Origin of the sequence: Pantoea vagans, assembly GCF_004792415.1 — a bacterium.
Lineage (GTDB): Bacteria > Pseudomonadota > Gammaproteobacteria > Enterobacterales > Enterobacteriaceae > Pantoea > Pantoea vagans.
Genome location: NZ_CP038853.1, coordinates 3101352 through 3113280, shown reverse-complemented (window position 1 = coordinate 3113280; position 11929 = coordinate 3101352). Strand labels below are relative to the sequence as shown.

Genomic DNA, 11929 nt, shown 5'->3' with positions numbered 1-11929 from the left:
AGGAGTAATAATGGCTAAGCGCATTTTGGTTGTGGAGGATGAAGCCCCCATCCGTGAAATGTTGTGTTTTGTTCTGGAGCAGAACGACTATCAGCCAATCGAGGCGGAAGATTATGACAGCGCCGTTGGCAAGCTGATTGAACCCTGGCCCGATCTGATTTTGCTGGACTGGATGTTACCCGGTGGCAGCGGGATTCAGTTTATCAAGCATCTGAAGCGCGAGGCGATGACCCGTGATATCCCGGTGATGATGCTGACCGCGCGCGGCGAAGAGGAAGATCGGGTGCGCGGCCTGGAAGTGGGTGCCGACGATTACATTACCAAGCCGTTTTCACCCAAAGAGCTGATGGCGCGGATCAAAGCGGTGATGCGCCGCATTTCGCCGATGGCAGTGGAAGAGGTGATTGAGATGCAGGGGCTGAGTCTGGATCCCTCCTCACATCGCGTGATGTCCGAAACCACGCCGCTGGAGATGGGCCCCACCGAATATAAGCTGCTGCACTTCTTTATGACCCACCCGGAGCGCGTCTACAGCCGCGAACAGCTGCTGAACCACGTCTGGGGCACCAATGTGTATGTGGAGGATCGCACTGTCGATGTTCACATTCGCCGTTTACGTAAAGCGCTGGAAGTCTCCGGCCACGATCGCATGGTACAAACCGTCCGTGGAACAGGGTATCGTTTCTCTGCCCGCTACTAAACGGAGCCTTTACCGTGCTGGAACGCCTCTCCTGGAAGAGATTACTGACAGAACTGCTGCTGGCCTGTCTGCCTGCGGCGCTGCTGGGCCTGCTGTTTGGTGGCCTGCCCTGGTGGCTGCTGCTGAGCGTACTGGTGGTGCTGTTGTGGCATTTCCACAATCTGATGCGGCTGTCGCACTGGCTGTGGCTCGACCGCACCATGACGCCACCGACCGGGCGTGCCAGCTGGGAACCGCTATTTTATGGGCTTTACCAGATGCAGCTGCGCAACCGGCGGCGGCGGCGTGAACTGGGCAATCTGATTAAGCGTTTCCGCAGCGGGGCCGAATCGCTGCCGGATGCGGTGATCCTGACCACGGAAGAGGGCACTATTTTCTGGTGTAACGGCCTGGCGCAGCAGCACCTTGGCCTGCGCTGGCCGGAAGATAATGGCCAGAATATCCTCAATCTGCTGCGTTACCCGGAGTTCTCCCGCTATCTGCGCCAGCGCGATTTTGACAAGCCGCTGACGCTGGTGCTGAACAACAAACTTCATATGGAGTTCCGCGTCATGCCCTACAGCGAAGGGCAGTGGCTGCTGGTGGCCCGTGATGTGACGCAGATGCATCAGCTGGAAGGGGCGCGCCGCAACTTCTTTGCCAACGTCAGCCATGAGTTACGCACGCCGCTCACCGTGCTGCAGGGTTATCTGGAGATGATGAACGACTCGGTGATGAGCGAGCCGTCGCGCAGCAAAGCGCTGCACACCATGTCGGAGCAGACGCGCCGCATGGACAGTCTGGTGAAACAGCTGCTGACGCTGTCGCGCATCGAAGCCGCGCCCGCGATCGATCTCAAAGAGAAGGTCGATGTGCCGGTGATGCTGAAGCTGCTGCAGCATGAGGCGGCGACGCTGAGTGGCGGTCGTCACGATATCCATTTCCATACCGATCCCCATCTGAAAGTGTTCGGCAACGACGAACAGCTGCGCAGTGCTATTTCCAATCTGGTGTACAACGCGGTGAATCACACGCCGGAAGGCACGCGGATTGATATCAGCTGGCTGCGCGGCAAGCAGGGCGCGACCTTCCGGGTTTGCGACAACGGGCCGGGTATTGCGTCAGAACATATTCCGCGTCTGACCGAGCGGTTCTACCGGGTTGATAAGGCGCGTTCGCGTGCCACCGGCGGCAGCGGGCTGGGACTGGCGATTGTGAAACATGCGCTGAGCCACCACAACGCGCGGCTCGATATCACCAGCGTGCCGCATAAAGAGACCTGTTTTACCTTTACGCTGCCCGCGAGGTTGATTGTGAACAGCGTGATGCAGGAGAATGCCGTTCATTAATTGCTGCCGGATCTCTCTGATGCGCCTCCTTCTTTTGTTAATCGTCTCTCTGCTGCCGGTCCTGGCGCTGGCCCAGCCCGGCGCGCTCTCCGGTAATCTCAGCAGCGTGGGATCCGATACGCTCGGCTATCTGATGACCCTGTGGGGCGAAGATTTCAGCCGCCAGGCACCGGGCGTCAATGTGCAGGTTCAGGCCTCAGGTTCGTCTACCGCGCCGACCGCGCTGGCGGCGGGTGCCGCACAGCTCGGGCCGATGAGCCGACCGATGCAGGCCGATGAACGCCAGGCCTTTGAAGCGCGCTACGGCTATCCGCCGCTGGCGGTGCCGGTGGCGATGGATGCGCTGGTGGTGATGGTCAATCAGCGCAATCCGCTGCAGCAGATTGAACCGCGTCAGCTCGACGCGATTTTCTCCATTACCCGCCTGTGTGGCGCGCACAGTGTGCCGCTGCGCTGGGGCGATCTTGGTTTAACCGGCGACCAGTGGCGCGAACGGCCGATTCAGAGTTATGGCCGCAACTCCGCCTCCGGCACCTGGGGTTTCTTCAAACAGCAGGTGCTGTGTAAAGGCGATTTCCGCAGTGACGTAGCGGAGTTTCCCGGCTCGGCCGCGGTGGTGCAGGCGGTGGCCGGTAATTCGCGCAGCATCGGCTACGCCAGTTTCGGCTTTCACCTCAGTGGCGTAAAAATGCTGGCGGTGGTGAATGACCAGGGCCAGGCGATTGCCCCGGATGCCGACGCGATACGCAGCGGCCGCTATCCCTGGGCGCGTCCGCTTTATCTCTATGTCAACAAAGCGCCCGGCAAACCGCTGCCGCCGCTGGTGGCCGCGTTTCTGCAGCAGGTGCTTTCCGTGCAGGGACAGCGGCGTGTCAGCGAAGCGGGCTACCTGCCGCTCTCTGACAGCCAGATGGCGCAGGCGCGCGCAGCGCTGCAATAATCTTCCAACATGAATTTTTTTCATCATCGCTGAATTTTCTTCAGTTGCAGACAGAGGTTACTCATGTCACTCTGCATTCAGACATATAGCCATCCAGATGGCTATTTTATATCAGAATGTAATTATTTCCTGCCGTAATCATTTGCAGGAAGGACAGGAGTGATCATGCAAAGAGAAACCGCCCCGTTCCGCGCCGACACCGTTGGCAGCTTCCTGCGTCCCGCTGCAATTAAGCAGGCGCGCGAACAGTTTTCAGCCGGAGAGATTGATGCCGCCGCCCTGCGTCAGGTTGAAGATGCGGCAATCCGCGATGTGGTCGCGAAACAGCGTGAAAATGGCCTGAAAGTGGTGACAGACGGCGAGTTCCGTCGCGGCTGGTGGCACTTCGACTTCTTCTATGGCCTTGATGGCGTGGAGAGCTATGAAGCAGAGCAGGGCATCCAGTTTAATGGCGTGCAGACCAAAGCGCATGGCGTGAAAGTGGTGAGCAAACTCGGTTTCCCGGCGGATCACCCGATGCTCGACCATTTCCGCTTCCTGCAGAGTATTGCCGGTGATGCGGTACCGAAGATGACCATTCCCAGCCCCAGCGTGCTGCACTTCCGCGGTGGCCGCAAAGTGATTGATTCGGAAGTCTATCCCGATCTGGCGGACTACTTCGACGATCTGGCGCAGACTTACAAACAGGCGATCAAGGCGTTTTACGACGCGGGCTGTCGCTATCTGCAGCTGGATGACACAGTCTGGGCGTACCTCTGTTCTGAAGATCAGAAGCGCGATATCCGCGCCCGTGGCGACGATCCGGACCAGCTGGCACAGACGTATGCTCAGGTGCTGAATAAAGCGCTGGAAGATAAACCTGCCGATCTGACCGTGGGTCTGCATGTCTGCCGCGGGAATTTCCGCTCAACCTGGATCTCTGAAGGCGGCTATGGGCCGGTGGCCGAAATCCTGTTCGGCAGCGTCAACGTGGATGCGTTCTTCCTGGAGTATGACAACGCCCGTTCCGGCGGCTTTGAGCCACTGCGTTACGTTAAGCCGGGCCATCAGCAGGTCGTTCTGGGCCTGATCACCACCAAAGTGGGTGAGCTGGAAGATCCGGCGCAGGTGAAAGCCAGGCTGGAAGAGGCGACGCAGTATGTCAGCCTGGACCAGATCTGCCTCAGCCCGCAGTGCGGCTTTGCCTCTACCGAAGAGGGCAACAGCCTGAGCGAAGTCGAGCAATGGCAGAAGATTCGTTTAGTGGTCGATATCGCTAATCAGGTCTGGTAATGCTGTAACGTTGTGCAGACAGGCGCGTAAAACGCGCCTTTTGTGTATCTTCTGGCCCGTTTATGCGGGGTTTTCTCACGCTCTGTCTGTTATTTAAGCACATCATCTTGTGTGCCTGCGGCAAAAATTAACGCTATCCACTGCCTTTTGAAAAAATGGCGGCATAACCTTCTGGTTTTCCGATCCCGTATTGCCTTTCACCGCTATAAACGTTTTACTTAGCGCCGTTGTCGATCCATCCCTCTGTGAACAGAATAAAAGCAGCTTAAATCACCTGCGCTTTACCCTGCGATGAGCATAATGCGCTGACATTGTCAGCCAGATCGCGGTTTGCACGCAGCGAGGGGACAACACTAACCCAACTTCCACCGCAACATCAGTGACAGGCCGTATGACACATCGTTTAACTTCGAAGGACATTCTCGCGCTGGGCTTTATGACATTTGCCCTGTTTGTTGGCGCGGGCAACATCATTTTCCCGCCCATGGTCGGTATTCAGTCTGGCGAACACGTCTGGACAGCCGCCATCGGCTTTCTGATTACCGCTGTTGGTCTGCCCGTGATGACCGTGATCGCCCTGGCCCGCGTCGGCGGCGGCGTGGATGCGCTCAGCACCCCGATTGGCAAGGTCGCTGGCATCGTGCTGGCCACCGTGTGCTATCTGGCTGTCGGGCCGCTGTTTGCCACGCCGCGCACGGCAACCGTCTCGTTTGAGATGGGCATTGCACCGCTGACCGGCGATGGCGCGCTGCCGCTGTTCATCTATAGCCTGATCTACTTTGCGCTGGTGATTGGCGTGTCGCTCTATCCGGGCAAGCTGCTCGACACGGTAGGGCACTTCCTGGCGCCACTAAAAATTATCGCGCTGACCGTGCTGGGCGTGGCTGCACTGGTGTGGCCCGCAGGCGGCACCATTCCGGCGACCGCGGACTATCAGCGTGCGGCGTTCTCCAGCGGTTTCGTTAATGGTTATCTGACCATGGATACACTGGGCGCGCTGGTGTTCGGCATCGTGATCGTTAACGCCGCCCGTTCACGTGGTGTTGATAATGCTGCGCTGCTGACCCGTTATACCGTGCTGGCAGGACTGATTGCCGGTCTGGGCCTGACGCTGGTCTACCTCTGCCTGTTTAAACTGGGCGCAGGCAGCGGGGCGCTGGTGGATCAAAATGCTAACGGCGCAGCGATTCTGCACGCGTATGTTCAGCATACCTTTGGCAGCATGGGCAGCTTCTTCCTGGCCGCGCTGATCTTCGTCGCCTGTATGGTGACCGCCGTCGGCCTGACCTGTGCCTGTGCGGAATTTTTTGCGCAATACCTGCCGTTGTCGTATAAAACGCTGGTGTTTATTCTGGGTCTGTTCTCGATGGTGGTGTCGAATCTCGGCCTGAGCCACCTGATTCAGATCTCCATCCCGGTACTGACGGCGATCTATCCGCCCTGTATCGTGCTGGTGGTGCTGAGTTTCACCCTTAACTGGTGGAATAAGAGCAGCCGGATTATCGCGCCAGCGATGCTGGTCAGCCTGCTGTTTGGCATTGTTGATGCGATTAAAACCACCGGGTTTAAAGATTTGCTGCCGGCATTCAGTCAGCACCTGCCGCTGGCTGACCAGGGGCTTGCCTGGTTGCCACCGTCGCTGGTAATGCTGCTGATTGCTGCTGTTGTGGATCGGGTGAAAGGACCGGAACAGGTGACGGTTCACTCGTAACAGAGCGCACTGATTCTTCTTTAACCACGGGCTTGCCCGTGGTTTTTTCATTTCACAGGTACAGGTTGTTATGCAAGAAACCAACAAGCTCAAACGCGGACTGAGCACGCGCCACATCCGTTTTATGGCGCTGGGATCGGCGATTGGCACCGGGCTGTTTTACGGTTCCGCTGACGCGATAAAAATGGCCGGACCGAGCGTGCTGCTCGCCTACATCATCGGCGGGGCAGTGGCGTATATCATCATGCGCGCGCTGGGTGAGATGTCCGTTAACAATCCTCAGGCCAGCTCTTTCTCCCGCTACGCGCAGGACTATCTTGGGCCGATGGCGGGCTATATCACCGGCTGGACCTACTGTTTTGAAATCCTGATTGTGGCGATAGCGGACGTTACCGCGTTCGGCATCTATATGGGCGTCTGGTTCCCTGAGGTGCCGCACTGGATTTGGGTGCTGAGCGTGGTGCTGATCATCGGTGCCGTCAATCTGATGAGCGTGAAGGTGTTCGGCGAAGTGGAGTTCTGGTTCTCCTTCTTCAAAGTCGCCACCATCATTGTGATGATTCTGGCCGGTTTCGGCATGATTATCTGGGGGATTGGCAACGGCGGTCAGCCGACCGGTATCCATAACCTGTGGACCAACGGTGGCTTCTTCGCCCACGGCGTCGTCGGCATGCTGCTGTCGCTGCAGATGGTAATGTTCGCCTATGGCGGCATCGAAATCATCGGTATCACTGCGGGTGAAGCGAAAGATCCGGAGAAGTCGATTCCGCGCGCGATTAACTCGGTGCCGTGGCGCATTCTGGTGTTCTACGTTGGCACGCTGTTTGTGATTATGTCGATCTATCCGTGGAATCAGGTAGGAACCTCGGGCAGCCCGTTTGTGCTGACCTTCCAGCATCTGGGGATCGCGGCAGCCGCCTCTATCCTCAATTTCGTCGTGCTGACCGCGTCACTCTCGGCGATTAACAGCGATGTGTTTGGCGTGGGCCGTATGCTGCACGGGATGGCGCAGCAGGGCCATGCGCCGAAAGTCTTTATGAAGGTTTCGTCGCGCGGCATTCCCTGGGTGACGGTGGTGGTGATGATGTTCGCCATGCTGATTGCGGTTTATCTCAACTACCTGATGCCGGAAAAAGTCTTCCTGGTCATCGCCTCGCTGGCGACCTTTGCAACGGTGTGGGTCTGGATCATGATTCTGCTGTCGCAGATTGCCTTCCGTCGCAAAATTGGCAAAGAGGCAGCGAGTAAGCTGCAGTTTGCGCTGCCAGGTGGCAGCTGGACGGCTGGCGTCGGCGTGGCGTTCCTCTGCTTTATTATCGGTCTGATTGGTTATTTCCCCGATACCCGCATTTCACTCTATGTTGGCATGGTGTGGATTGTGGTGCTGCTGCTGGGCTATAAGCTGGTGCGTAAACCACGCTAATCACCTGTTCTGCTCTCCCGATTTATGGGGGAGCAGAACCCGCTATTTCCCTCTTTTATTTTCTCCCATCGCTGTTTATTTATGTGATCTTCGCCACAACGCTGAATTCTTTTATTACGCGTTAACGCTCTGTCGGCGAAATAAGACTCTGCGCCGGTTTATTACGGCGAATGTATCCCGAAAAGATTATTCAGACGGGCAGTGAATATCGCTGAAGATTACAGGCGGGAAAAATTGTTGATGAGGCTTCATGCGCAGGAATGTGCCGCTATATGGGCACTGGCGCGCTAAAAAAGCAGAGAGGCGGAAATAAAAAACGGCGAAACCAGTCGCCGAAATACGCAAGAATTACAGGAAAATAGATAATAAAGGGATGATTGACAGGACTATCGTAAATCAAAATGCGTGGCGCTGATAGTCAGGCGTATTAAATAAGAAAAGGTCGGAGCGGCGTTAATTAACAGCGGTTAACATTATTAAGGCCGCATTGCGGCTGCGGCCTTAATTTGATTAGCCACAGACTCATGGCAATATAACCGAAACCGGCAGCACAGCGCTGTTATCCAGGTTTTTACGCAGCTGAGTCAGTGTGGATTGATAAGGGCAGAGCAGGCCGGCATCGGTAACTCTGCAGTCGGGCTGATGCCATTCCTGCTGTAATAACGGATGTTTATCATCAATCGGTTGCAGCTGGCGGATGCCATCCAGACTCTGCGCCTGAAAATAGAGCCGCAAAAAACGCTCGCCGCTGCGGGTGTCGCGCCAGCGCTCCAGCACCAGACTGCTGCCCGGCGGAATGTTACCGCGAGAATAGCCGGGTAACTGCCAGTTAAAGTCCATCAGGGTGCGCACCATCGCAATATTGGTGTCATGCGCGACGAGAACCAGCCAGCGGCCCGGCGAGCTGTCGGCAGCGATCGCTTCCAGCATCGTGCTGAGCAGTATCGAGCCACGGCGCTGTGCTAGGTAGAGTACGTCGTTGCTGAGATCGTAGTTGGCGGTCAGCAGCGGCAGCAGCGAGGTGATCTGCGCGGCCGTGGTGATGTGTCCCCAGGCGAGCTGATCAAACGGCAGATTTTCGCTGTAGCCCAGTCGCAGCGTCTCCACCATGCTCGCCATCACGCTCAGCCCGTAAACGTAACTATTCCCGTTGCGGGTTTGCCGGAACGTCCAGGGCGCATCAAACAGGGGACAATCCGTTGCGGGGGGACAGACGGCGGCTTTCAGCTGCTGAATCGCCGGTTGCAGTTGCTGTTGCAGGTGTGCCAGATCGCCCGCTTTCTGCTGTTTAGCAGCCAGTTCCTGCGCGGGATCGGTCCGGGTGACCGTCAGCTTTTCACTCTGAAACAGGGGATCCACATCGCCCGCGACGTGATGCACCGGCACGCCGCAGCCGGGAAACGCCCCATCCGTCAGCGCCGCGGCTGTGGCGCGGGTGCGCTGCAGCGGACTGGCGCGCACGTAGACCTGAGCCGCATCCGGACAGCCCGCGCTCAGCAGGCCAAGCTGGCGATAGTGATCGCCTTCCCAGCGTCCTTTATTCACCACGGCACTGTAGCCGTGACCTGTCAGCTCGCCATCGGCAGTGGTCCACTGTGTCCAGGGTTGCTGGCTGGCGGCTTCAATCTCTTTACGATTGCCTGGCGTGGGTGGACGTACGCCGTGACGGCTCAGTTCAACCACTTTCTCCAGCTGGTAATCCGCCGCCTGTGTCGCCGGGCTTAACAGCCAGAGAGAACCAAGGATTAGCGCACAGCGGCACAGGGTTGGCAGCGTCATTTACTCTTCCAGTGCGCCATTACCGGTCAGCGCTTTAATTTTTGGATACAGGGCCGCATTGGCCAGCAACACCGGGTTACCGTTTTTCAGGCCTTCATTACGCAGATAATCATTGGTGACACCGCCTGCTTCGCGCATAAGAACGATGCCCGGCAGACTATCCCAAGGATGCATATGCGCTTCGTAGTAACCAATCAGCCGACCGGCTGCCGCCCAGGCGCTGGTCAGCGCACCCGAACCGATGCGAATAAACATACCGCCCTGTTCAATTAAGCCGCTGATCAGGCGTGAGACGCTTTCGCCCGGCGTCCGGCTGGAGTTACTGATGCCAAGTAAACCCTCGTTGAGATGCGCTGCGTCATGCACCTGCAGGCGACTTTCATTCAGCCATGCCCCCTGGCCTGCCCGTGCGTGGAACAGCTCCTGATGATTGGGATCGCAGACTACGCCGATCACCGGTTCCCCTTCGCAGACCACCGCCAGCGAAACGCACCAGTTAGGCAGGCCGTTGACGAAACAGGCGGTGCCATCAATTGGATCGACAACCCAGATAAAGGGCGCACCCTCAACCTCGCCGCCGCTCTCTTCGCCATAGACGATATCCTCAGGAAAACGTTCAGCGATTAAGGTCTTAATTAATGCCTCAACGTTACGATCAGCCTCGCTGACCACGTCCTGCAAATCCCTTTTGTGTTCCACGACCAGTGTCTGACGCTGCTGATACCATGACAGGGCCCGGCTGCCCGCCGCACGGGCGATGTCGCAGGCGTAACGGTAACGCGCGTCTATTTCAGAATGCGAAGCGGATGACATCTTTTCCTCTTATGATTTTTTGCCATAACGAACGGAAGGCGCGCCTGAACAGGCGGTCTGGCTGTGATGTTGACTTCACTATTGTTAAGAAAGGCTTCATTAAGCCGCAGATAAGCAGCAATGGCAAGATGGTGCTGAGCCGGGCGGCTGGCTTTTTTCATCAGGCAAAAGCGCATGTTCGTCAGCCCGGCAGCAGAGGATCGGGTTTTACAGGGTTCTGCTGGTCGCCAGCGCCATTAAACGCGGATAAAAAACAAAAAACAGCGCTTCCAGCTGATCATAATGTTGCGTGAAATCGTGGTAGGAGTCGCGCAGTGCCGCCAGGCGTGGACGGCGGCTGGCCATGCCGTGCAGCACCCGCTCCAGCCGCGCAGGCTGGGCATAATGCTCAAACCAGCGCTCGCGCCACATCACCGCGTTGAGTGCCTGAAATTCAGGAGGCGTGTCGGCCAGCTGCGACAGGATTTCGCGCTCGGCGGTGGCAGAAAACTGCACCAGCGTCTGGTCGGGCGTAAATTGCTGCCAGTGACGGGCCAGAAAATGGTCCCAGATGACGTCCAGCGTAATCGGTGCCACACGATAGGTTTCCGCACGGAACAGCTGACGGGCGCTGCGCACTTCCGGCAGCGCATCCGTCATAACATCCAGACGACGATGCATCAGAATGCCGTCTGCGACAGGCGCGGACCAGTGCTGGTGCGGGTTGCCACGCACAAAGTCGGCCATTAAATTGCCGAGTAAGGAGCTGTCGGCCAGCTTAGCCAGATGGAGATGAGCAAGAAAGTTCATGCCGCATTATAGGCTGATCTGCCTTTGCGCAGCCAGTTGTTCAGAATTGGTCGGTTTTCCGCTAAACTGTGCCGCCTGTTTTTGCCTGAGAAAGAACATTTCAATGCGTGTCGCCGATTTTGCTTTTGAACTGCCCGAATCCCTGATTGCTCACTATCCCCAGGCGCAGCGCAGCGGCTGTCGTCTGCTGTCGCTTGACGGTCCCAGCGGTGCGCTGTCGCACGGTGTTTTCACCGACGTGCTGGATAAGCTGAATCCAGGCGATCTGCTGGTGTTCAACAACACCCGTGTGATTCCGGCGCGCGTCTTTGGCCGTAAAGCCAGCGGCGGCAAAATCGAGATGCTGGTAGAGCGGATGCTCGACGACAAGCGCGTGCTGGCACATGTGCGCGCCTCAAAAGCGCCGAAGCCGGGGGCAGAGCTGCTGCTGGGCGAAGATGAGAGTGTGAAAGCGACCATGGTGGCACGCCACGATGCGCTGTTTGAGATCGCGTTTGATGATGAGCGCGCAGTGCTCGACATCCTCAACAGCGTCGGCCACATGCCACTGCCGCCGTATATCGACCGTCCGGATGAAGAGGCGGATCGCGAGCTTTATCAGACGGTTTACAGCGCCCGTCCGGGTGCCGTCGCGGCCCCGACAGCCGGCCTGCACTTCGATGAACCGCTGCTGCAGGCGCTGAAAGAGAAGGGCATTGAGATGGCCTTCGTGACGCTGCACGTCGGGGCGGGCACCTTCCAGCCGGTGCGTGTCGAGACCATCGAAGAGCATCACATGCACGCGGAGTATGCCGAAGTGCCGCAGGAGGTTGTTGACGCGGTGCTGGCCTGTAAAGCGCGTGGCAATAAAGTGGTCGCCGTCGGCACCACCTCTGTCCGTTCGCTGGAGAGTGCCGCCAAAGCGAGTCAGGATGCCCTGATTGCGCCGTTCTTCGACGATACCCAGATTTTTATCTATCCGGGCTATGAGTATCAGGTGATCGATGCGCTGATCACCAACTTCCATCTGCCCGAATCGACTCTGATTATGCTGGTCTCGGCGTTTGCCGGTTATCAGCACACCATGGCCGCGTACCGCGCAGCCGTGGCTGAGCAATATCGTTTCTTCAGTTATGGAGATGCGATGTTTATCAGCAAAAATCCGCAGGCGCCGCTGGAAAAAGTGGGCGACTGA

10 protein-coding genes are annotated in these 11929 nt (G+C 57.5%); 7 read left to right on the top strand and 3 right to left on the bottom strand.

The window, feature by feature from the left end:
• Positions 1-10: 10 nt before the first annotated feature.
• The 6 genes from phoB (at position 11) to proY (ending at position 7374) form a co-directional block, all read left to right on the top strand.
• Positions 11-700: a phosphate response regulator transcription factor PhoB gene (gene phoB, locus EGO56_RS14775; RefSeq protein ID WP_003852491.1), complete on the top strand. Its 690-nt coding sequence runs from the start codon at positions 11-13 to the stop codon at positions 698-700.
• Positions 701-714: 14 nt separating this feature from the next.
• Complete coding sequence (gene phoR / locus EGO56_RS14770) at positions 715-2028, top strand: phosphate regulon sensor histidine kinase PhoR (RefSeq protein WP_013356960.1); 1314 nt, start codon at positions 715-717, stop codon at positions 2026-2028.
• 19 nt (positions 2029-2047) lie between these two features.
• Positions 2048-2968 (top strand): PstS family phosphate ABC transporter substrate-binding protein, encoded by a 921-nt coding sequence (locus EGO56_RS14765; RefSeq protein ID WP_135909911.1) that lies wholly within the window; start codon positions 2048-2050, stop codon positions 2966-2968.
• 165 nt (positions 2969-3133) lie between these two features.
• Positions 3134-4240 carry a cobalamin-independent methionine synthase II family protein gene (locus EGO56_RS14760; protein WP_135909909.1) on the top strand — a complete coding sequence of 369 codons (1107 nt, stop codon included), beginning with the start codon at positions 3134-3136 and terminating at the stop codon, positions 4238-4240.
• A gap of 391 nt (positions 4241-4631) precedes the next feature.
• On the top strand, positions 4632-5951 hold the full coding sequence (gene brnQ, locus EGO56_RS14755; protein ID WP_013356963.1) for a branched-chain amino acid transporter carrier protein BrnQ: 1320 nt from the start codon (positions 4632-4634) through the stop codon (positions 5949-5951).
• A 70-nt stretch (positions 5952-6021) separates the two neighbouring features.
• Positions 6022-7374, top strand: coding sequence for a proline-specific permease ProY (gene proY / locus EGO56_RS14750; RefSeq protein ID WP_033731734.1), 1353 nt, complete (start codon positions 6022-6024; stop codon positions 7372-7374).
• Between the two features lie 522 nt (positions 7375-7896).
• On the opposite strand, the gene EGO56_RS14745 is transcribed toward proY, so the two are convergent.
• From EGO56_RS14745 to EGO56_RS14735, 3 genes are all read right to left on the bottom strand, one after another.
• Positions 7897-9153 (bottom strand): histidine-type phosphatase, encoded by a 1257-nt coding sequence (locus EGO56_RS14745; RefSeq protein WP_135909908.1) that lies wholly within the window; start codon positions 9151-9153, stop codon positions 7897-7899.
• On the bottom strand, positions 9154-9966 hold the full coding sequence (locus EGO56_RS14740) for an inositol monophosphatase family protein (protein ID WP_135909906.1): 813 nt from the start codon (positions 9964-9966) through the stop codon (positions 9154-9156).
• A gap of 207 nt (positions 9967-10173) precedes the next feature.
• Positions 10174-10755 (bottom strand): ACP phosphodiesterase, encoded by a 582-nt coding sequence (locus tag EGO56_RS14735; protein WP_135909904.1) that lies wholly within the window; start codon positions 10753-10755, stop codon positions 10174-10176.
• 103 nt (positions 10756-10858) lie between these two features.
• On the opposite strand from EGO56_RS14735, the gene queA reads away from it, so the two are divergent.
• Entirely contained in the window at positions 10859-11929 is a 1071-nt protein-coding gene (queA, locus tag EGO56_RS14730) for a tRNA preQ1(34) S-adenosylmethionine ribosyltransferase-isomerase QueA (protein WP_033731738.1), read from the top strand.